The organism is Streptomyces sp. NPDC093065, from assembly GCF_044754585.1.
GTDB lineage: Bacteria > Actinomycetota > Actinomycetes > Streptomycetales > Streptomycetaceae > Streptomyces.
The window spans coordinates 271,677-291,289 of record NZ_JBIVPJ010000008.1; the positions used below are offsets into that span (position 1 = coordinate 271,677).

General features: G+C 74.8%; 17 protein-coding genes. 7 read left to right on the plus strand and 10 right to left on the minus strand.

Annotated features, from left to right (window positions below):
• Nucleotides 1–85: 85 nt before the first annotated feature.
• Nucleotides 86–556 (minus strand): nuclear transport factor 2 family protein, encoded by a 471-nt coding sequence (locus tag ACIQFU_RS17130; protein WP_402552265.1) that lies wholly within the window; start codon nt 554–556, stop codon nt 86–88.
• Nucleotides 557–784: 228 nt separating this feature from the next.
• Here ACIQFU_RS17130 and ACIQFU_RS17135 point away from each other — a divergent pair, with 228 nt between their 5' ends.
• Nucleotides 785–1,564 carry a cyclase family protein gene (locus ACIQFU_RS17135; protein ID WP_402552267.1) on the plus strand — a complete coding sequence of 260 codons (780 nt, stop codon included), beginning with the start codon at nt 785–787 and terminating at the stop codon, nt 1,562–1,564.
• Nucleotides 1,565–1,648: 84 nt separating this feature from the next.
• Here the strand turns inward: ACIQFU_RS17135 and ACIQFU_RS17140 are convergent, their stop codons facing one another.
• Nucleotides 1,649–2,125, minus strand: a complete 477-nt coding sequence (locus ACIQFU_RS17140; protein ID WP_402552268.1) for a nuclear transport factor 2 family protein — start codon at nt 2,123–2,125, stop codon at nt 1,649–1,651.
• Nucleotides 2,126–2,313: 188 nt separating this feature from the next.
• Here ACIQFU_RS17140 and ACIQFU_RS17145 point away from each other — a divergent pair, with 188 nt between their 5' ends.
• Together ACIQFU_RS17145 and ACIQFU_RS17150 are read left to right on the plus strand one after the other, a co-directional pair.
• Nucleotides 2,314–3,891 (plus strand): class I adenylate-forming enzyme family protein, encoded by a 1,578-nt coding sequence (locus tag ACIQFU_RS17145; protein ID WP_402552270.1) that lies wholly within the window; start codon nt 2,314–2,316, stop codon nt 3,889–3,891.
• Nucleotides 3,892–3,962: 71 nt separating this feature from the next.
• A complete protein-coding gene (locus ACIQFU_RS17150) occupies nt 3,963–4,955 on the plus strand; it encodes an MBL fold metallo-hydrolase (RefSeq protein ID WP_402552271.1) in 993 nt (330 codons plus the stop codon).
• A 30-nt stretch (nt 4,956–4,985) separates the two neighbouring features.
• Here the strand turns inward: ACIQFU_RS17150 and ACIQFU_RS17155 are convergent, their stop codons facing one another.
• The 7 genes from ACIQFU_RS17155 to ACIQFU_RS17185 form a co-directional block, all read right to left on the minus strand.
• Nucleotides 4,986–5,273 carry an acyl-CoA carboxylase epsilon subunit gene (locus ACIQFU_RS17155; protein WP_402552273.1) on the minus strand — a complete coding sequence of 96 codons (288 nt, stop codon included), beginning with the start codon at nt 5,271–5,273 and terminating at the stop codon, nt 4,986–4,988.
• Entirely contained in the window at nt 5,270–6,814 is a 1,545-nt protein-coding gene (locus tag ACIQFU_RS17160) for an acyl-CoA carboxylase subunit beta (protein ID WP_402552350.1), read from the minus strand. The genes ACIQFU_RS17155 and ACIQFU_RS17160 overlap by 4 nt, the downstream gene beginning before the upstream one ends.
• 458 nt (nt 6,815–7,272) lie before the next feature.
• Nucleotides 7,273–8,334 (minus strand): glycosyltransferase, encoded by a 1,062-nt coding sequence (locus ACIQFU_RS17165; protein WP_402552275.1) that lies wholly within the window; start codon nt 8,332–8,334, stop codon nt 7,273–7,275.
• A 286-nt stretch (nt 8,335–8,620) separates the two neighbouring features.
• Complete coding sequence (locus ACIQFU_RS17170; protein WP_402552276.1) at nt 8,621–9,394, minus strand: BTAD domain-containing putative transcriptional regulator; 774 nt, start codon at nt 9,392–9,394, stop codon at nt 8,621–8,623.
• Between the two features lie 151 nt (nt 9,395–9,545).
• Complete coding sequence (locus tag ACIQFU_RS17175) at nt 9,546–10,151, minus strand: DNA-binding response regulator (protein ID WP_402552277.1); 606 nt, start codon at nt 10,149–10,151, stop codon at nt 9,546–9,548.
• 188 nt (nt 10,152–10,339) lie between these two features.
• A complete protein-coding gene (locus ACIQFU_RS17180; RefSeq protein WP_402552279.1) occupies nt 10,340–12,601 on the minus strand; it encodes a TOMM precursor leader peptide-binding protein in 2,262 nt (753 codons plus the stop codon).
• A 116-nt stretch (nt 12,602–12,717) separates the two neighbouring features.
• Nucleotides 12,718–13,047, minus strand: coding sequence for a hypothetical protein (locus ACIQFU_RS17185; RefSeq protein WP_402552281.1), 330 nt, complete (start codon nt 13,045–13,047; stop codon nt 12,718–12,720).
• Between the two features lie 692 nt (nt 13,048–13,739).
• Here ACIQFU_RS17185 and ACIQFU_RS17190 point away from each other — a divergent pair.
• On the plus strand, nt 13,740–14,879 hold the full coding sequence (locus ACIQFU_RS17190) for a sensor histidine kinase (protein WP_402552282.1): 1,140 nt from the start codon (nt 13,740–13,742) through the stop codon (nt 14,877–14,879).
• A gap of 76 nt (nt 14,880–14,955) precedes the next feature.
• Here ACIQFU_RS17190 and ACIQFU_RS17195 read toward each other — a convergent pair whose 3' ends face one another.
• Nucleotides 14,956–15,225 carry a DUF6059 family protein gene (locus ACIQFU_RS17195; protein ID WP_402552283.1) on the minus strand — a complete coding sequence of 90 codons (270 nt, stop codon included), beginning with the start codon at nt 15,223–15,225 and terminating at the stop codon, nt 14,956–14,958.
• Between the two features lie 240 nt (nt 15,226–15,465).
• On the opposite strand from ACIQFU_RS17195, the gene ACIQFU_RS17200 reads away from it, so the two are divergent.
• The 3 genes from ACIQFU_RS17200 to ACIQFU_RS17210 all read left to right on the plus strand — a co-directional run bounded on the left by ACIQFU_RS17200 (nt 15,466) and on the right by ACIQFU_RS17210 (nt 19,531).
• A complete protein-coding gene (locus tag ACIQFU_RS17200) occupies nt 15,466–16,167 on the plus strand; it encodes an alpha/beta fold hydrolase (RefSeq protein ID WP_402552285.1) in 702 nt (233 codons plus the stop codon).
• A gap of 686 nt (nt 16,168–16,853) precedes the next feature.
• Complete coding sequence (locus ACIQFU_RS17205; RefSeq protein ID WP_402552287.1) at nt 16,854–18,623, plus strand: acyl-CoA dehydrogenase; 1,770 nt, start codon at nt 16,854–16,856, stop codon at nt 18,621–18,623.
• Entirely contained in the window at nt 18,620–19,531 is a 912-nt protein-coding gene (locus ACIQFU_RS17210; RefSeq protein ID WP_402552289.1) for a 4'-phosphopantetheinyl transferase family protein, read from the plus strand. Before ACIQFU_RS17205 ends, ACIQFU_RS17210 begins: the two co-directional genes overlap by 4 nt.
• Nucleotides 19,532–19,613 lie beyond the last annotated feature (82 nt).

Below are 19,613 nucleotides of genomic sequence, written 5' to 3' on the forward strand. Positions count from 1 at the left end.
CGGCCTGCGGACGTGATCGTGCCCCGGTCGCGGGGGACGTCGACCGGGGCACGGGCTGGGGGCGTACGACCAGGGGCGGGCCCGTCTAACGGGCGGCCGGTGGCAGGTCGTCGCGGTCCACGTGGCGGGACAGGATGCGCAGCCGGCCGTCCTCACGGGTGAGGACGTCCTCGCACACGGTGCTGGCCAGCAGCGTGGGACCACCGTCGTCGGCGCCCCGGCGGGTGGAGACCACCAGGACGTACGCACGGGCGAGCAGCAGGCCGTCCGGGCGCTGCTCCACGGTGAGTTGGGTGAGCATGTGGCGGTGCACGTCGCCCCGGGCGGCACGGTCCGCGAACATGCGGGTCACGGCCGCCTCGATGACCTGCCGGCCGGTCACCGGCTCCGGGCGGGCGTTGGAGCTGAAGGTGCCCTCGCGGGCGAACCCGGCGGCCCAGGCGACCGGGTCGCCGCCGTCCCCGGCCTGGAAGTGGCGGGCGTAGAACTCCTCCACCTCGTGGCGGAGTCGCGGGTCGGTGCCCGGCGTGACGACCTCCGGCTGTGCGGTCGGCATGGCGGTTCCTCCGATCGGTGGGGCGGACGGCGGTCACGCGTGCCGCGCCGCCGGTACGACGGTCGCGGTGCGGGCTCGAGGGCGGCTAGGCCCGCGCTGAAGACCGCCAGGGGTTCACGACTGCTCCAGGGAGGTACGAGGGGCGCTGCCGAGGATGGCCGGAACACCACCACCGCGACACCCACCGCCGCCGCACCGGCGCCCCCTCTCGCCCGCGAGGAGCAACCCATGGCACTGATCGACCTGTCGTCCCCCGTGGACAGCACGTTCTGGGAGCCGGACCCGGTGACCCACACCGTCATGTCGGCGCAGGAGGGCGCCCGGCACATGGCCGACGGCATGCGCCGGGCGTTCGGCGTGGACTTCCACACCTCCGTGCTGCCCGACGGCGAGTTCCTGACCAACGACTTCCTGACCCTGACGGCGCACACCGGCACCCACGTGGACGCGCCCGCCCACTACGGCTCCCGCGGGCCGGGCGGCGCCGAGCCGCGCACCATCGACCAGATGCCGCTGGACTGGTTCCACCGGCCGGCGTTCACCCTCGACCTGCGCGACGCCGGGACCGGCACCGTCGACGCCGCGTTCCTGGAGAAGGCGATCGCGGCCACCGGTTACGTGCCGCAGCCGCTGGACATCGTCCTGCTCGACACGGGCGCCGCCGAACGGGTCGGCACGCAGAGCTACTTCACGGACTTCACCGGGCTCGACGGCTCGGCCGTGCGCCTCCTGCTCGACCTGGGCATCCGGGTCATCGGCACCGACGCGTTCAGTCTGGACGCCCCCTTCGGCCACATCATCCGGACCTTCCAGGAGACCGGTGACCCGGGCGTGCTGTGGCCGGCGCACTTCGCGGGGCGGGAGACCGAGTACTGCCAGATCGAGCGGCTGGCGGGGATCGAGGCGCTGCCGCGGCCCTTCGGCTTCACCGTCAGCTGCTTCCCCGTCAAGATCGCGCGGGCCGGAGCGGGCTGGACCCGGGCGGTGGCGCACGTGCCGGAGGCGTGAGCGGGCGTCCGCGTGCCGCGGGGCGGGTCTCCGGTGAGGAGGCCCGCCCCGCGGCACGTGTGCGCGTACCTGCGCGTAAGCCGGTCAGTCGAGCGGCGGCAGGTCGTCGCGCTGCACGGCCCGGCGCCGTACCTGCCAGCCGCCGTCCGCGGCGACCACCTCGTCCGAGCAGACCGTGCTGAGGTACGCCTGCGGGCCGCCCCCGCGCGGCGTCTCGACGAGCAGGACGTAGCTGCGGGTCGCCAGCGCCCCGTCCGGCAGGTCGTCGACCGTCATCGAGGTGAGCAGGTGCCGGCGTACGACACCGCGGGCGGCGCGCGCGGCGCCGAACCGGCGGGTCGACTCCCGGACGGTCTCCCGGCCCCGGACGGGGGCGGGCAGGGCGTTGCTGACGAAGACCGTGTCCTCGGTGAACGTCCGCGCGTAGGCGTCCGCGTCGTCCGCGTCGGCGGCGTGCATCTGACGGGCGTAGAAGTCCAGCAGGGAGCGGTACCGCTGTGCCGCGGTGGTGTGTTCGGGGGTGATGGTGTCCCGGGTGATGGTGTCAGGGGTGATGGTCATGTCGGCTCCTGGCGTGGACGTGGGCGTGGGCGTGGATGCGGAGTTCGGCAGGCTGGCGCCGGCCGCTCGGCACGGACTCGGGCGGCTCTCGTTCAGGGGTGCTCGATCGGGCCTCCAGCCTGGCCGCGCAGGGTGCGGCCACGCGCGTCCCGATGGGGGTCCGCGCACGCGAGAAGGGACGGAACACCGTGACCACAGCCCCCACCCAGGCCGCCGGAAGCGGGCGGCCGGTCCTGCTGGACGCGCTCCCCCGGGCGGCGGCCCGCCGCGCCGGTGACCGGGTCGCGATCCGCGCCGCCGACGGCACGGAGCTGACGTACGCCGGTCTCGACGCCTGGATCGAGGCGACCGCCGCCGTCCTGCGTGCCCGGCTCGGCACCGACCGGCGCCGGGTCGTGGCCGTCTCCTCCGTTCTCGGGCCGGACTTCCCCGCGGTGTACTACGCGGTGGTGCGCAGCGGTCACGTGGTGGCCCCGGTCAACCCGCTGCTGCCGCCGCCCCTGTGGCAGGGGTTGCTCGCGTCGGTCGGCGCCGGTGCGGCGGTGCTGGGCGGGGAGGTGCGGGCACGGGTGGCGCGGGCGCTGGACGGGGTCGCGACGCTGGAGCACGTGCTGACCTTCGAGGAGCTGCCGGCGGCGGACGGGCCCGCGCCGGACGCCGGGCCGGCCGGCGGTGGGCGTACCGGTGCCGAGGACGACGTCGCGGCGCTCATGTTCACCAGCGGCAGCACGGGGCGGCCCAAGGCGGTCGCGCTGACCCACCGCAATCTGGTGACGGGCGCCGGCCAGATCGGTGCCGCCCACGGCGTCGGCGCGGACTCCGTGGTGCTCAACGGGCTGCCGATCTACCACCCCATGCATCTGAACGCCGCGGTGCGGGCCGGGGCCACCCAGGTACTGGCGGGCGGCCCCGACCCAGTCGACGCCGTGCGCGCCGGGGCCGCCGCCGAGGCCACGCACTTCTACGCGCTGCCGTTCCAGCTGGCCCGCCTGTCCGCCGACCCGCGTCTCGACACGCTGGTCCTGCCGCGGGCGCGGCTGATCGGGACCGGGGGGCTGCCGCTGCCGCCGTCGGCCGTCCGGCGGCTGACCGAACGCCTCGGCGTTCCCCTGGTCCAGGGATACGGACTGACCGAGACGGCGGGGCTCGCCCACTCCGCGGGCGCCGGGGGCGCGCCCGCCGGTTCGGTGGGCCCGGCGCTGCCCGGGGCCAGGACCCGGGTGGTCGGCCTCGCCGACGGGCGGCCGCTGGGGCCCGGGGAGGTCGGCGCGATCGAGGTGGCGGGTCCGCACGTCGCGGCCGGATACGCCCGGGCGGACGCGGCCGGCGGGCTGGCCGTCGTCCCGCTCGCCGACGCGGACGGCTGGCTCGCCACGGGCGACGCCGGACGGCTCGACGCGGACGGCACGCTGTTCGTCCTGGACCGGGTCTGCGACCTGTACCGGCACGGCGGCGAACTCGTCTCCCCCGGGCGCGTCGAGCGGCGCGTGGGCGCCCACCCGGACGTACGGGAGTGCGCGGTGCTGGGCATACCGGCCGAGGGTGCCGCGGACGGGGAGGCGCTGACGGTGGCGTTCGTCGTCACGCGCCCCGGCGGTCCCGGGGTGGAGGACCTGGTGGACGAGCTGGACCGGGGCCGCCCGGCCGCCGAGCGCGTGCACCGCGCCGAGCACCTGGAGGCCCTGCCACGGCTGCCCAACGGCAAGGTGGACCGGGCCGCACTCCGCGCCCTCGTCCCGGCCCCGGCGGCAGCGACGGCCCCGTGACCGCACCGCACACCCCCGACCCCGGAACCGGTGATCCCGTGACCGCACCCCACCCCGGGCCGCGAACGCCCGTGCTCGAGCAACGCCCTCTCGGCGCCGCCTGCGACCGGCCCGGCGGGTACCGGCACCGGCTCGTCGATCCGCTGCCCAGTCCGCTGGACGTCGCGGCCGCCATGGCGCGGGGCGCGCTGCGGCCGGACCGGAGCGAGGCGCACCGCATCCCGGTGCACGCGGGGCCGGCGTCCTTGGGCGGGACGGCGGGCGCCTCGGTGACCTGGGTGGGGCACGCCACCTTCGTGGTGCGCCTGGGGGGACTCACCGTGCTCACCGACCCCGTGTGGTCGCCGCGCATTCCCGGCGCGGGCGCGCGGTTGACGCCGCCGGGCGTGGCCTGGGAGGAGCTGCCCCGGGTGGACGCGGTCGTGGTGAGCCACAACCACTACGACCACCTGGACGCGGCGACCGTACGGCGGCTGCCGCGCACCACGCCCGTGTTCGTGCCGGCGGGGCTGGGCCGCTGGTTCCGGGTGCGCGGCTTCGTCCGGGTCACGGAGCTGGACTGGTGGCAGGAGGCGGTGCTGGACGGCGTGCGGCTGGCCTGCGTGCCGGCCAGGCACTGGAGCCGGCGCGGGCCGTTCGACCTGTGCCGGAGCCTGTGGGGCGGCTGGGTGCTCACGGCGGGACGGACCCGGGTGTACTTCGCGGGGGACACCGCGTACGGACCGCACTTCGCGCGGATCGGCGCGGTCTTCCCGACGATCTCCCTGGCCCTGATGCCGGTCGGCGCCTACGCGCCGCGCGCGCTGCTCTCCCACGCGCACGTCAGTCCGGAGGAGGCCGTGCGCGGTTGCGCCGACACCGGGGCGGCGCGCATGGCGACGATGCACTGGGGCACCTTCGCGCTCTCCGGCGAGCCCCTGACGGAGCCCGTGGAACGCGCCCGCGCCGCCTGGTCGGAGGCCGGACGTGCCGCGGAGGACCTGTGGACCCCGGCGGTCGGCGAGCACCGCGAGCTGCCGGACGAACCGGATGCGTCGGACGGACCGGCGCGTCCCGTGCCCTGAGCCGGGGTCCTCGACCGGGGCGTCACGCCGTCACCCCGCCCGTTGCCAGGAGGCCGTCGGCACCTCGGGCGGGCTCCAGCGTGCCCGGCGGGCGCGGCGGTGGGCTGTGGTCCCGGACCGGGGGGCACGGCGGGGCAGGACCGCCAGGATCGCCGCGGTGACCGCGGCGATCTCGTCCGGGGTGGGGTCGCCGTGGAAGACCAGCAGCGGCTTCGGGGGCTGCGCGACGGCCGACGCGTCGGCGACCGCGACGGCCGGGGGGAGGGGGAAGGGCGCCCGCGTCTGCGCAGGCGTGGAAGGGGTCGTCCGTGAGGTCATTGTGGTTGGTTCCCATGCTTGCGGGCCGGACCCGCACGGTGCTTGGCGCGCAGCATGGCCAGCGCGTCGATGAGCACCCTGCGGGTGTCGGCGGGGTCGATGACGTCGTCCACGAGGCCGCGTTCGGCGGCGTAGTAGGGGTGCATGAGTTCGGTGCGGTACTCCTCGACCAGCTGTGCCCGGGTCGCCTCCGGGTCCTCGGCGGCGGCGATCCGCCTGCGGAAGACCACGCCTGCGGCGCCCTCCGCGCCCATGACCGCGATCTCGTTGCCGGGCCAGGCGAAGGACAGGTCGCAGCCGATGGAGCGGGAGTCGAGCACGATGTACGCGCCGCCGTACGCCTTGCGCAGGATCACCTGGACGCGGGGCACGGTGGCGTCGCAGTAGGCGTACAGCAGCTTCGCGCCGTGCCGGATGATGCCGCCGTGCTCCTGGTCCACGCCCGGCAGGAAGCCCGGTACGTCCACGAGCGTGACCAGCGGGATGCTGAACGCGTCGCAGAACTGCACGAAGCGGGCCGCTTTCTGGGAGGCGTCGATGTCCAGGACGCCGGCGGACACCGAGGGCTGGTTGGCCACGAGGCCCACGGTCTGGCCGCCGAGGCGGGCCAGCGCGCACACGACGTTCGGCGCCCACTGTTCGTGCACCTCGGTGAAGTCGCCGTCGTCGACGATCTCCGCGATGACGGGACGGATGTCGTAACTGCGGCGGGCTTCGGCCGGGACCAGGTCGAGCAGAGCCTCGCAGCGCCGGTCCACCGGGTCGTCGGGCTCCGTCTCGGGGGGCAGTTCGCGGTTGTTGGACGGCAGTAGGGTCAGCAGGTGGCGCACCTCCGCCAGGCAGCTCTCCTCGTCGTCGTGGACGAAGGCGGCGACCCCGGAGCGTGCGGCGTGCACCTCGGCGCCGCCCAGTTCCTCGTGGGTGACCTCTTCCCCGGTCACGGCCCGCACCACGTCCGGGCCGGTCACGAACATCTGGGAGGTGGAGCGCACCATGAACACGAAGTCGGTGAGCGAGGGCGAGTAGGCGGCACCGCCGGCGCACGGGCCGAGCATGACGCTGATCTGGGGGACGACACCGGAGGCGCGGACGTTGCGCCGGAAGATCCCGCCGTACCCGGCGAGCGCGGAGATGCCCTCCTGGATGCGGGCGCCGGCACCGTCGTTGAGGCTCACCAGCGGGGCGCCGGCCGTTTCGGCCAGGTCCATCACCTTGTGGATCTTCTGGGCGTGGGCCTCGCCGAGGGCGCCGCCGAAGATCCGGAAGTCGTGGGCGTACGCGAAGACCCGCCGGCCCTCCACCAGACCCCAGCCGGTGACCACGCCGTCGGTGTACGGCCTGCGGTCCTCCAGTCCGAAGCCGGTGGCCCGGTGCCGGCGCAGGGTCTCGATCTCGCGGAACGTCCCCTCGTCGAAGAGCAGTTCCAGCCGCTCCCGAACGGTGAGCCGCCCCCGCCGGTGCTGCGCCTCGGTCGCCGCCTCGCCGGGACCCGCGACGGCGAGCTCTCGCAACTCGGCTAGCCTGCCGGTGAGTTCACGCAGGTGCGGTGCCTCCTGCCCGACACCGGCGGACGCGGACCGGCGCGGCCCGACCACCACGGGGCCCGGCGCGGACACCGCTGAAACCACGGGGCCGGGCACGGGCGCCACGCCCCCCGCAACACCGGACACAGCCACCGCCACCGCACCCGCCACAGGACCGGACGCGGAGGCCGGCAGAACCGCGGAACCGGGCACGGGCGTCATGACCGTCCCGGGACCGGGGGCAGACGCCACGACCGCCGCAGGACCGGGCACAGGCGCCGGCAGCGCCACGGAACCGGGCACGGGTGCCACATCCGCCCCAGGACCGGACACAGACGCCGGCGGAGCCGTGGGACCGGGCGCGGGTGTCGTGACGGGCGTGGGGACGGCGGCAGGTGCCGCGATCGCTGTGGGGACGGGTGCGGGCGTCGGGGGTGGCGCGGGGGCGGGTGTGGTTCGTTTCGCCTCGTTGGTGCTCATGTCGCCCGCTCACCTTCCTGTTCCTGTCGGCGGCTCGCCGCGGGCCTTCCGCGGTACCGGCCCGGCCGGTCTCCCGGCGGGTACGTCACGTGCGGGGGGCCGGTGTACCGCGCGCCCGCCGCGTACTCCTCCAGCGGGCCGACCAGCGCGTCCGGCGGCTCCAGCGCCGCGATCCCGGCCCGGATCCGTTCCGCGGCGGCCAGGGCCCGGCCGCCGTACAGCAGTTCGGCCAGCCGCCGCCGCAGCCGCAGCGCGTCCGCCAGGTCCGCCGCGTCCTCGGCGTCGGCCGCCGCGAGGCGCTGTCCGGCGCCGATCCGGTACAGCCGGTCGCCGGGCGGGCGGACGCCGGTGAGCACGAGTTGCGGGACTCCGCGGGCCGCGGCGGCCAGGGTGACGTCCGGCCCGCCCTCGTGGACGACGCCCGCGCTGGTGGCCAGCACCGGGCCGGTCAGGAGGGGGTCGGCGAACCGCACGGGCCCCTCGAAGGCGTCCCGGTAGGCGTACCGCGTACGGGGGCCGACCACGACCACCAGCTCCGCGTCGAGCCCGTGCACCGCGCGGGCGACCCGGCGTACCCGGCCGACCGGCCAGGTGTCGTGCCCCGCGCCGGGGCGCAGACACACCCGCAGGCGGGCGGGGGGTGTCCGGAGCCAGCGGGGCGCGGGAGGCGCCGTGGCCGGTTCCTCGTGCCGCACCGACCACGCTCCGGCCTCGGCGCCGGTACGCAGCGCGGGCGGGCAGGGGTCGACGCACCACGGTGCGGCGTCGCCGTCCCGCCGGGGGACGGCGACGCGGTGGTCCAGGGCCGTCCAGTGCACCACCGGGCCGTCCTGCGGCCAGGGGGCCGGTCCGTCCCCGTCCTGCGCGCGCACCACCAGATGCGGGCGCCAGCCGGGTTCGGGCGGCCGCACGGACAGCCCGGTGCGGAGCAGGTAGCCGTCCGGCCGCACCGGCGCCGCGATCCGCACCTCGTGCCCGGCGGCCACGCAGGCCAGGGCGGTCGGCGCCATCGGGGCCAGGTGCGGCAGGGAGCGCCGTGCGGCGAACAGCACACGCATGTCTCCCCCTCGCAGCAAGGGGCCGAGCGCTCTCACCGCGCAGGGCCGGCACCGCTCAGCACACACGGGGCCGCTGGAGGGACGTTAGGGAGGCGCTGGAGACCCTCCCCGGAACGGGGGTGGGACGAAGGGCCGGGCAGACGCCCGCGACGCCGCGACGCCGGGACGGCGGGCGGGCAGCCGGGACGGTGCACGGGCGCCCGCCCCGCCGGGCGACGGGACGGGCCCGGACAGGACCGGTGTACGAAGCGGACGGTCGGCCCCGTGGGCGTGCCGGGCGGGGCGCTCAGGCCGGGGAGGCCGTCGCCGCGCGGGGGCGCACGCCGGCCGCCAGGCGGCGCAGTTCCAGCGAGGGCAGCAGGCCGTACTGCTCGTCGAGACGCCGGCACAGGGCGTCGTAGACGGTGAGGGCGTCCTCGGGGCGGCCGGACCGGTCCAGCGCCGCCATGTACAGCGCCTGAAGGGCCTCGTCGTGCGGGTGGAGCGCGGTGAGCGAGGCCAGTTCGGGCAGCAGCCGCTCGTGCGCGCCCAGGCGCAGCTCCGCGGCGATGCGGCGTTCCAGGACACCGGTCCGGCTCTGGCGCAGCCGCATGGCCTCCAGGCCCAGCACGGCACCGGTGCACACGTCGGCGAAGGCGTCGCCGTGCCACAGTTCGAGCGCCGTGCGGAACAGCCGGGCCCCGCGGGCGTCGTCGCCCCGCTCCACCGCGGTCTGCGCCTCGGCGCACAGCCGGTCGTAGACGTGCGCGTCGACGGCGTCGGGTCCGGTCAGCAGCGCGTAGCCGCCGGGCCGGGTCACCAGCACCTCACGGGCGGCGGCCGGGTCGCCCAGGGCCTGGCCGATGAACGTACGCAGCTGCAGGACGTACGTCTGCACGCTGATGTGGGCCTTCGGGGAGGCGGCGGCGCCCCAGACCTCCTCGATGACGGAGGGGACGGTGACGACCTGGCCGGCCTGGACCGCGAGCAGGGCGAGGATCTGGCGCGGCTTGGCCGCGGTGGGGACGATCGGGACACCGTCGATGGCGGCGGAGAACGGGCCCAGCACGGTGAGCTTCATGGGTGTCCCTCCCTGGACGGTCGCTCCGCGGACCGATGGTCCCCGGTTCAACCGACCGTCGCACGCGGCGCGCACGGCGGGCCAGTGAGCGGGAACCGGATCCCGGGTGAATCCCTCATGGCCGCGCCGTGAGGGATTCACCCGGGTGTGCTCACAGCCAGCCCGACGAGCGGGCGATGCGGATCGCGTCGACGCGGTTGCGGGCGCCGAGCTTGTAGACCACCGTCGTCAGGTAGTTGCGCACCGTGCCCACGGACAGGTGCAGGCTCCGCGCGATCTCGTCGACGTCGTCACCGGCCGCGGCGAGCCGGAGCACATCCGTCTCGCGCGGCGTGAGCGGGCACTCCGCGTGGTCGAGCGCGGCGAGCGTCAGCTGGGGGTCGAAGACCCGGTCGCCGCCGGCGACGGCGCGGATGGCGTCGGCCAGCCGGTCCGGTCCGGCGTCCTTGAGCATGAATCCCCGGACGTCGGCGTCCAGGGCGCGGCGCAGATGGTTGGGACGGCCGAGACTGGTGAGGATCAGCACCCGGGTGTCCAGTCCGCGGTCGTGCATCTCCTGGGCCGCGGAAAGGCCGTCCAGGACGGGGAGTTCGATGTCCAGGACGGCCACGTCCGGCTTGAGGTCCGCCACCCGGCTGACTATCTCGGCGCCCGACTCCAGTTCGGCGACGACCTCGATGTCGGGCTGCATGGAGATCAGTTCCACCAGGGCCCGTCTCAGCATGCGCATGTCTTCCGCAATCAGGATCCTGACCACGACTTCGCTCTCACCCCCTCCACGGCCGTCCGCGCCCCCGCACGGAGTTGGCCGGAAACCACACTACGTGCCGGAGCCGGTGACGAGAGTGACTCGTGAGCCGTCGGGTTGCGCGAATTACCGCGATTTTGAACAGTAGGCGGGACGTACCGGGCCGAGTGGAACATTTGCCGGAGCCCGGCCGCCGGCTACAGGAACATCGGCACCGGGTTGAGCCGCTCGTACGGCGTCGGTTCGGCGAGCCGGCCGAGTGCGACGGGCACGTCGTAGAGCCGGCCGGGCGCGAACCTGGCCCAGAAGTGACGCATGCCCGGCACGATCGTCTTGACCACGGGGAGGCCGACGTCCGGCCGGGTCTGGTCGAGGACGAGGAGTTCCATGCCCCGCTCGGCGACGGCCGCGCGGATGGCCGTGACGTCGTCCAGCAGGTCGGCGCGCGGCGTGTAGCGGTAGTCGGAGCGGGTCCGCGGCGCGGCGGCGGGGTCCGGCAGCAGATAGGGGTGCCCGGCCACGGTCGCGGTGCCCCACCAGTGCGTCAGCCGCTCGTCCGGGCACCCGTAGCCCGTTCCGCCGGGCCCCGCGCTCACGACGGCCGGCATCATCTGGTTCATCTCGGCCAGCGCGCGGCACAGGGCCACGGACGGGTCGAAGTGGGCGCCGAAGCCGAAGAGGATGTCCTCGGCGGCGCCGCCGGTGCGCCGGGTGATCGCGGCGAAGGCGGGGATGCCGAAGTCTGAGGTGACGTCGAGGGCCCACACCTCGCGTCCGAGCCCGGCGTGCACGGCGCGGATGCGGTCGATCCAGGGCTCCCGGAAGGAGTCGAGGTCCACGCCGGCCTGCCGGGTGCGGTTGTACCACCACAGGGCGACCGCGTCGCGCTCCACGAGTTCCAGGAAGCCCTGGACGACGGCGTCCTCCAGGCTAGTGCCGCCCGCGTTGCCGTTGGAGTCGGCCCGCACGGCGCCGAGCCCGGGGGTGCGCGGGGCGTCGTAGTACAGCAGGGCCGTGGGCAGCAGGCGGTGCTCGCCGCCGGTCAGGGACCACACCGGCGTCCAGTCGACGGGGGCGGACTCCTCGAACGGGGCGACGCCCTGACGGGGGTGGTGGAGCAGGCAGGCCGCGGGGTGCACGGCGCGGTCCGCCACCTGGTCCCAGCTCGCCCGCACGACGGATTCCCCGCCCTCGAAGGTGCCGGAGTGCCGTTCCAGGGACTCGCACAACGCGCCCACCCGGGCGTCGAGTTCGGTCATCCCCTTGCCGCCGCTCTCGCTGCGCAGCCGGGCGGCGGCGCCGGTGAGCCCGTGTGCGCCGTGTGCCTGGTTGTGTCCGGCGCGGAAGGAGTTGAACTCGGCGGGGCCGCGCGGGTCGCGTTCCACCGCCTTGACCACTCCGGTGATCGGGCTGATCAGGTGCTCGTAGGCGCGCAGGGTGCGTTCCGCGGAGACGGCCCGGTGTCCGTTGCCGGTGCGTTCGGCCTTCGGCCGGGAGACCGCCGCCACGGGGCGGAGAACCTGCCGGGACATCAGGGTGGGGTCGCCGCAGCCCGGGCACTGGGGGCGGGCGCGCAGCGGGTGCAGTCTGCTGGTGAACCCGATGGTGTCGAAGGTCAGCACGCCGTCCTGGCCCGGGTAGCGGTGACCGGCCAGCCACTTCAGGCCCTCGGCGACAGCCAGTTGGTGACCGATCAGCAGGCTCGCGGGGGTCTCGGCCGGCGGGTGCGGCACGGCGCGGCCGAGGCGGGCGCGCAGATGGGCCTCGGTGGTGCGATGGCCTGCCATCCGGTGGGCCAGGCACTGCCAGCAGGCCGACTCCCCGGGCCGGAAGACGGGGCCGACCCAGGGGGTGGTTCCGTGCGGCTTCGCCAGCAGCCACGGTGCGCCGGCCGCGCGCTGACGTTCGTCGACGGCGCGCAGTGCGGGGTCGAGGTAGTCGTCGCAGACCACCAGGGTCAGACCCGCGTCCGCCGGGTCGTCGGTCACCATGAGGCCGGAGGCGGCGCAGGTGCGGGCGGCGGCCAGGGCGTCGGCGCCGCCGAGCGCCTCGACCCGTACGGTGAGGCAGCTCAACGGCCCGGGGGCGCCGGCCAGTTCCCAGTAGGCCGCGGCGGCGCCGACGGCGGGGGCCGGCCCGGCGACGGCGTCCTGCCGGGGGGTGCCGGGGGCATCGGGGGTGCCGGGACCCGGTACGGCGGCCGGTCCGCGGGCGGGCGGGCCGGGGACGCCGCTGAGCAGTTCGGCCTCGCTCAGCCGGCCGATGGCCATCGCCACGTCCATCGCGGAACACCGGGGTGCCGCGTCGGCGACCAGGGTGCGGAAGTCCCTGGTGCCGTCGAGCAACGGCGCGACCACCTCCACCCGGTCGTCCTCGAAGGCGACGATGCCCCGTTCGGACACGACGTACGTGCCCTCGCCCGGGACGACCTCGGCCCGTACGTGTCTCCTGAACCCCACTCTCAACACTTCGCCCCCTGTTCGTCGTGCCCGTCGTCGTGCCCGTCGTCGTGCCCGTCGTCGTGCCCGTCGTCGTACCTGTCGTCGTGCCCGTCGTCGTGCGGTGCGGGGTCGGATCAGTGGGTCGTGGTGGCCGTCTCGGCGGTGGTGCCGTACTCCGTGTCGGCGATGCACAGCGTCAGCAGGCACACGCTCGCGTCCCCGAGTCCGGAGAAGTCCTCGCGTACGACGCCCTCCCCGGCCGGCCGCGGCAGGGCGGGAGTACGCGTGCCGGCGCCGACCGCGAGTCCGAACTCGGCGAGGACCGAGGACGGGGCGGCGGCGTAGCGCCGGGCGGTCGCCGGGTCGAGGAAGGCCTGGGTCATCAGCTCGGCGAACCTGATCTCGTCGTCGGGGGTGCCGAGGACCGAGTCGAGCCGGCGGTCGGCGAGGACGGACTGGTTCATGGTGACTCCCTTGGGTTCGCACGGCGCGCACGGCGCCGGATGTCGTCGGATGTCGTCGGTGCTACGGGTGACGTGCTGTGCGCTGATGACGTGCTGTGCGCTGATGACGTGCTGTGCGCCGATCACGTGCTGTGCGCCGCGTCCCGGATGTTTCACGCCAACGGGCCGTCGTGCCGCGGGCCGTTGGACCGAACGTCGTACGGGGGTTCCGACGACCGCGTCGGCGGCGCCGGGAGCCCTGGGCGCGGTGGCCGGAATTCTGCCCTCCGCGGCGGTGGGTGCCCGGGTGCCGGACTGTCCTTCGCGGTCGGTCCTGCCGGGGTGGTGCGCCTCTGTGCTGGGCATGAGTTAACGCAATCCCGCTGGCCCGGAGCCAGTTAACGCCTCACGTGTGAGGATGTGAATTCCTCACTGGTCGCCATATACCAGCGTCAACCCGGCCGCTGAAAAGGACCTTTCACGGAAAACCGGTCATCTCCCCGGAACCCTTGTGTGTCCCCTCCACAGGATGCTCACCTCCGTTATGATTCGGACGCCGGTTCGGGGGATCCAGGACGACTGGGGGTCGGGTGTCGCAGAAGGCAGAACGGAGAAGAAGGGTTCCGCCCAGGCGAACGAATTCCGCCACGCCGGATCTGGCGGCGGTCAGTTCCGCGGCTCCCAGTCCGGCCATCGCCTCGGTACTGGTCGTCGTGGTCTTCGCGGGCTACCTGCTCATGCAGCTGGTGAACGTGCTGGACTCCGCTCCCGGCGGCGCGGAACTCGTGACATGCGTCGGGGTCCCGCCGGCGCTCGCCGCCTTGCAGTACCTCCACTCCGCACCGCACATGGCGGCCTGGCGCGCCCAGTTGCTGCCGTGGAGCCTCGTGCTGCAGACGGTGCTGACCTTCGCTCCGCTGGTCGCCTTCGGCTGGCACTGGGGCGGTATGGCCGGGTTTCTCGCAGGATCGTTACTCCTTCTGCTGCCCCGCGTCACCGGCTGGGTGCTGTTCGGCCTCACCACGGGCGCCGTCGTGGTGATCTCGGCCCTGCAGTCGCTCAGCGTGGTCAATGTCGCGTACATGGGCGTGTCCACGGCGCTCACCGGGCTCGTCCTCTTCGCGGTCGCCAGGCTGGCCGCACTGGCTACCGCGATCCACGCGTCCCGTGACGAGCTGGCGCGCATGGCGGTCGCGAGGGAACGTCTGCGGTTCGCCCGCGACCTGCACGACCTGCTCGGCTACAGCCTCTCCTCCATCACGCTGAAGAACGAGCTGATCGCCCGGCTGATCGACAACAACCCGCAGCGGGCCCGCGAGGAGGTCGCCGAGGTGCTCACGATCTCCCGGCAGGCGCTGGCCGACGTGCGAGAAGTAGCGCGCGGTTACCGGGACATGTCGCTGCTGGTGGAGGCGGAGTCGGCCCGCTCCGTCCTGAAGGCGGCCGGTATCGACGCACGGATCGACGTGTCCGTCACCGGCCTGTCGTCCACGGCCAACACCATCCTGGCGACGGTGCTGCGCGAGGGCGTGACCAACATGCTGCGGCACAGCAAGTCCAGTACCTGCTCGATCACGACGTCGCTGGACGAGGAGGAGGAGTTCGTCGAACTGGAGATGGTCAACGACGGGGTCGGAAACGGCGGTTCGGTACCGAAGAGCACGGTGCCCAACGGCACGGGCCTCGGCAACCTGGCCGCCCGGGTGGCCACCGTCGGGGGCGGACTGCGGGTGGGGCCCGACCGCGACGACGAGGCGGACGTCTTCCGGCTGGTGGTCCGGGTACCTACGGACGCGGCGCAGGCGGGGGACGCGGCGGAGTCCCGCGACACCTCTCCCCGACTGACCGTCTGACCGACTGAGCGGCCTGACCGGCCTGACCTGTGCTGTCCGGCTGACGCTTACCCGTTCCGCCGGGCCGGCGTCCCGCTCAGCGCAGGTCCAGCTCCCGCCGCAGCCGCCGCTCCAACGAGGTGAGCGGGATGTCCCGCCGCAGCCGCTCGGGATGCCCCGGTCCGGGTCCCGTCAGCCTCCCGTGCGGTGCGGCGCCCGCGTACTCGCCCAGGAGCCGCCGCAACTGGTCCTCCGGGAGCGGCACCCAGCACGCGCCGGAGACGACCAGCAGCCGGTAGACGGCCGTCACGGCGTTCACCGACCGGCGCAGCACCGCACGGCCCCGTCTCGCACCCACCCGCGCCACGCCCCTCTCCTCCCGCCGGCCCGTTCCTGTTCCCGTTCCCGGCAGCGTCCCGCGGTGCGCTCACGTCCGGCTCGAACCCGGCTCGACACCGGGCGCCGTCCACTCCGCCTTCGGCTTCAGCGGCTCTCTAGCCGCTGCGCGGACACTCGTCCCGTTTCCCCAGGACTCGCGTGCCGTCGTGCCGCCGTGGGAGGAGTGAGTGATGTCCAGGCCCGTCACCGGTCACGTGGCGAGGGCCCGATGACAGACGACGGGCCCGTGTGGTGGGGAGGAGTACCGGAGCGGCCGCGACCGGGGCCCCTGGTCGTCGTGGTCACCGCGGGCCTCGACGGACCGCACCGGTACGCGCCGCTGCTGAACCGGCTGGTGCGGCGCGGGCACGCCGTGCTCGCCACCGGGCCGCCCGGGACCGCGCCCGGCTCCCGCCGTCCCGAGGCAGCGCTGTCGCGACTCGTCGACGACGGCACACGGGTGGCCATGACCGAGCAGGTCCACGTGATCGGCTTCGGCTTCGGCGGACGCCTCGCGCTGGGTGCCGCCGCGCGGGACGACCGGATCCGGGTGGTCCAGCTCGTCGGCGCCCCGGTGGCCCGGCTGTTCGACGAACCCGAACTGCTGCTGTCCCTGCCGAAGGGCGAGCTGGACACCCTCGTACGGATGACGGGGGCCGGCCGCCGCGACCTGCTGCCCGAGGCGCTCGGCACCCTGGCCCTGCGCCCGGAGACGCTGTACCCCCTGAGCGGGCTGGTACGGGTCGCCTACGGGGCCGAGGACCCGCTCACCCCGCCCCAGGACCTGGCCCTGCTGAAACTCACCCTGGCCCGCAGCGAGTTCCGCGCCTTCCCGGCGGGGGTCGGCGGCATCGCGCCGAGCCGTGCGGTACGACGCTGGCTGGTGGACGGGGTGAGGCCACCACCGCCCCGGCGCCCTTCGTGCCGTTGACCTCGCGAACCGGACCGAAACCCCCGCCCGCCACCGAACCCACCCCGCCGCCCACCGAACCCCGCCTTACCGCGAGGGCCACCGCCCGAACACCACGCGCCACCGGCGCCGTTCACCGTCCCGGCGCGAGGGCGGAGACGAGGCCGGGGCCAGGACTGAGGCCGGGACCCGGGTCGGGACCGGGACCAGAGCCGGGACCGGGACTGGGCCGGGGCCAGGAGCAGGACCGAGGTCGGGACCGGGCCCGCGACCGGGGCCGGGACCAAGACCGGGACCGAGGTCGGGACCGGGCCGGCGACCGGGGCCGGGACCAAGACCGGGACCGGGCCCGCGACCGGGGCCGGGACCGGGCCGGCGACCGGGGCCGGGACCGGGCCGGCGACCGGGGCCGGGACCAAAACCGGGACCGAGGTCGGGACCGGGCCGGCGACCGGGGCCGGCGGCCAGGACCGGGACCGAGGTCGGGACCCGGGTCGGGACGGGGCCGGGGCCAGGGCCGTGACCAGGTGGCCAGGGCTCGGGCGGTAGGCGGTTCCAGAGTGCGGGGGTGTCGGGGGCGGGTTCGGGGGGTGTCGGGGTTGGGTTCGGGGTGGTGCCTCGACTCCCGGTCGAGGGGGTCTCCAGCCTGTGGGGTCACCGTGCGAGGGACTGTCCTTCGCGACCCCTCTTCACGCCCTGGGGTGACCATGTACGAACACGACGACATCATCGCCGCCGTCACCGGCGACGACACACAATGGCGGCCCGACCGGCTGACCCGGCTGCGTGCCCGCCTCGACGAGATCGAGGACGGCCTGGGCGACCCCTGGCACCCCGACAACCCGATGGGATTCGACGCCGTCCTCGACGCGGACCGGTCGGGCCAGACCTCGGCGGTCGGCGTCCGGCGCTTCCAGAGCCTCGGCCTGCCCGCCGAACTGGTGCCCGAGTCGCTCGGCGGCCGGATGGCGGGCGCCGACCTGCTCGGCCTGGTGATGCGGCCGGTCTTCCGGCGCGATCCCGCACTGGCCTTCAGCCACGGCTTCACGCCGTTCCTGGGGGCCCAGATGGTCTGGCTGAACGGCGACGCCCGGCAGTGCGGCCGGATGGCCTCGGTGATCCTGCGCGGCGGCACGGTGGGAGTGGCCTGCCAACGCTTCGAGCACGAGAGCGAGTTCCACTCCCAGGAGTACACCGCCGCCTGGAGCGACGACGGCATGCTGCGGCTCAACGGCCGCAAGAACGCCATCAACAACGCGCACACGGCGGAGCTCCTCATCGGCTTCGTACGCACCGGCGACGGGGACACCGACTACTCGATCCTGATGTTCGACCCGGCCACGGTGCCGCCCGCGCGGGTGCGCGCCCTCGGCCGGCACCGGACCACCGGCGTGCGGGGCGTGCAGGCGGCCGGCCTGCAGTTCACCGACTGCCCGCTGCCGGGCGAGTCGCTGGTCGGCACGTGGGGCGACGGCGTCGCGCTGAGCCTGCGCGCCTACCCGGCGGTGCACGCCGTCTTCCCCTCCATGACCGTCGGACTCGCCGACACGGCGCTGCGGGCCGCGGTGCGCGCCGCGCAGGAAAGGGAGTTCGGCGGAGCCGCCGGGGACGCCTCCGCCCGTTCGGCACTGGCCGGCACCTTCGCCGATCTGCTGGTCGCCGACTGCCTCTCGCTGACGGCGAGCCGCTCGGTGCATCTGCTGCCCGACCAGTGCGACGTGCTCACGGCGGTCACCAAGTACATCGTGCCCAAGATCGTCAGCGAGGCTCTGTACGACCTGTCGGCCGTGATGGGCGACGCCTTCCACGCCGACCAGGGTCACAACGCCGTCTTCCGCAAGCACATGCGGGACCTGTCCACCATCACGTTCGGGCACGTCAGCAGCGCCATCTGCCAGTCGGTGATCGCGCCCTACCTGCCGGCCCTGGCGCCCGGCGCGCCCGCCGTGGACCCGACCCCCGCCGACCTCTTCCGGCTCGAGGTGCCGTTGCCGCCGATGGACGGCGAGCGGCTCGCCGTGTTCGGGGGCGGCGACGGACTGCTCGACTACCTCGCCCACGCCGCGCAGCGGCTGCCCGACGCGCTCACCGGGCAGGACCACGCCGACCTGATGCGGGACCTGGTCGCCGGGCTGTGCGCCGAGGCCGCCGAGATCCGCGAGGAGGCGGGCAGGCTGACCGGTTCCGCGAACGGGTTCCTGCTGGACACCCACAGCTTCCCGCTCAGCGAGCGGTACGCGCTGGTGCTGGCCGCGGCGGCCTGCGTCGGCGTGTGGCTGAACGCCGGCGCTGGCGGCGACGACTTCCTCACCGACCCGGCGTGGGCGGCGCTCGCCCTGCACCGGCTGCTGCGCAGGGTGGGCCGGTCCGTGCCCGCACTGCCCCGCTCGATCGAGGGCCGGCTGTGCGACGAGGTGCTGGAGCGGGTCCGTGTGCCGCACAGCCTGGACCTGCTGCGCACCCGGTGCGCGGGATGAGCCCGCGGCGCGGCGGCCCCCGGCCGCCCCTGTCCCCGCCGAGCCGGGTCGACGGGCCCGGTGGGCCGTGGGCCCGGCTCCTGCACGACCTGGACGCGTCGGGCGTGGGCCTCGTGTACGCCTCGCTGGCGGACTGGCGTCAGCAGTTGCCGCCGGAGGAGGAGCGCCGCTTCCTGCTCGGGCGGGACTGGGCCCGCTACAGCAAGCTCAACGGCGAGCAGCTGCGCGACCGGTTCCTGGCCACCCGGCTGCTGATCCGGTCCACCGCGGCGGTCGCGCTGGGCACGGAGGCGAGTTCGCTGGAACTGAGCTACGGGCTCAACGGGCGGGTGCACCTGCGCGGTCACGACCAGATCGACGTGAGCCTGAGCCACACCGGCGACCTGCTGCTGTGCGGGATCACCTCGCTGGGGGTGATCGGGGTCGACGCGGAGCCCCTGGAGCGGCGGCTCAGCGGGCGGGACGTGGAGACACTGATGTGCACGGCGCCGGAACGGCTGCGGCTGGCGGCGACGGCGGACGAGGAACGCAACGGGGTGCTGCTCTCCCTGTGGACGCTGAAGGAGGCGTACAGCAAGGCGCTGGGGCAGGGACTGCGTTTCCCCTTCACCGAGTTCGGATTCCGCACGGGGGCGGAACCACCGGGACCGGCGGGACGGGGAGAACGGGAGGAACGAGGGCCGGCCGACGGTGAGGTGCCGGGGGCAGCCGAAACGATCCTTCTCGAACGGTCCGACGGTACGCCGGTCGCCGACGACACCTGGCGCTTCGCCACGTTCGACCTGCCCTCGGGCCATCTGGCGGCGCTCGCGCTGCAGGACACCCGCCGCTCGGACCAGCCGGACACCCGCGCCGGAACGGCCCTTAACCGGCAGATCCTGGCGGCCATCGGCTCCCTGGACCGCTGAACCGACACCCTCAGGGCGGCCCCGTGGCACGGGGCCGCCCTGTCGCGCGTCCGGCGCCGGGAGGGCCCGGCCGGGCGTCCGG

Coding starts and splice junctions, on each gene's coding strand:
- ACIQFU_RS17165 (WP_402552275.1), bottom strand. CDS start 8,334: ATGCGTGTGCTGTTCGCCGCACGGCGCTCCCTGCCGCACCTGGCCCCG.
- ACIQFU_RS17205 (WP_402552287.1), top strand. CDS start 16,854: ATGTACGAACACGACGACATCATCGCCGCCGTCACCGGCGACGACACA.
- ACIQFU_RS17170 (WP_402552276.1), bottom strand. CDS start 9,394: ATGAAGCTCACCGTGCTGGGCCCGTTCTCCGCCGCCATCGACGGTGTC.
- ACIQFU_RS17135 (WP_402552267.1), top strand. CDS start 785: ATGGCACTGATCGACCTGTCGTCCCCCGTGGACAGCACGTTCTGGGAG.
- ACIQFU_RS17200 (WP_402552285.1), top strand. CDS start 15,466: ATGACAGACGACGGGCCCGTGTGGTGGGGAGGAGTACCGGAGCGGCCG.
- ACIQFU_RS17130 (WP_402552265.1), bottom strand. CDS start 556: ATGCCGACCGCACAGCCGGAGGTCGTCACGCCGGGCACCGACCCGCGA.
- ACIQFU_RS17155 (WP_402552273.1), bottom strand. CDS start 5,273: ATGACCTCACGGACGACCCCTTCCACGCCTGCGCAGACGCGGGCGCCC.
- ACIQFU_RS17140 (WP_402552268.1), bottom strand. CDS start 2,125: ATGACCATCACCCCTGACACCATCACCCGGGACACCATCACCCCCGAA.
- ACIQFU_RS17185 (WP_402552281.1), bottom strand. CDS start 13,047: ATGAACCAGTCCGTCCTCGCCGACCGCCGGCTCGACTCGGTCCTCGGC.
- ACIQFU_RS17210 (WP_402552289.1), top strand. CDS start 18,620: ATGAGCCCGCGGCGCGGCGGCCCCCGGCCGCCCCTGTCCCCGCCGAGC.